Source organism: Mesorhizobium sp. M7A.F.Ca.CA.003.01.2.1, assembly GCF_003998945.1.
Taxonomy (GTDB): Bacteria; Pseudomonadota; Alphaproteobacteria; order Rhizobiales; family Rhizobiaceae; genus Mesorhizobium; species Mesorhizobium ciceri.
Map to the genome: position 1 here is coordinate 1 of NZ_RZRA01001480.1, position 780 is coordinate 780.

The window sequence follows — 780 nt, forward strand, 5'->3', positions numbered from 1 at the left end:
CCTCCCACATGTTCGCCATGAACGAATGTGCATGGCTGAAATATATTAGCATAAACGAATGTAATTGTATGCGAGGAAGCTCCCAACCCCGGCATAGCCGCGTGAACTTGGCGGCAGCCGTCAGAGAGGTTCGTACATCGACCATCTGCTTGCCGCAAAAACCCCGCCGCGGCGGACCTTCGGACTGCTGTTGAGCCGCTCAAAAACCCTGGCGGTGCCGCCAGCAGGCGATCCGGTGGCCGGCCGCGACCTCTCGGGCCGGCGGCTCCGCCTTTCGGCAGTCGGGCAGGACCAGCGGGCAGCGGTCGGCGAAGGAGCACCCCGTATTCGGGACGCCGGCTGCCTCGATCTCGATTGGAGCGGATAGTCTCGGCGCAGCTTCGTCGGAGGACGCAGCCAAAAGCAGGGCCGTATAGGGGTGGTTGGGGCCGCGAAAAATCTGGTCGGAGGAGCCGGTTTCGACCAGGCGTCCGCGATAGAGCACGCCGATCCTGTCGGCCATGTAGCGCACCACCCTGAGGTCGTGGCTGATGAACAGATAGGTCGTGTCCTTGTCGCGCTGCAGGTCGTTGAGCAGGTTGAGAACGGTCGCCTGGACGGAGACGTCGAGCGCGGAGGTCGGTTCATCGAGCACGACGACCTTCGGCACGCCGGCGAAGGCGCGCGCGATTGCCGCCCGCTGCCGCTGGCCGCCGGACAGCGAACGCGACTTCTGCTCGGCCGTGGCGCCGGCGAGGCGAACCGATTGCAGCAGGTCGCCGACGCGGGCTCTCACTTCGC

Annotated in this window: 1 protein-coding gene; it reads right to left on the reverse strand. The window is 65.3% G+C overall.

Features of this window, described 5'->3' with window-relative positions:
- Window positions 1-199: 199 nt before the first annotated feature.
- Window positions 200-780 (reverse strand): ABC transporter ATP-binding protein (locus EN969_RS36700; protein WP_164758773.1); only part of this gene is annotated, 581 nt, incomplete at its 5' end.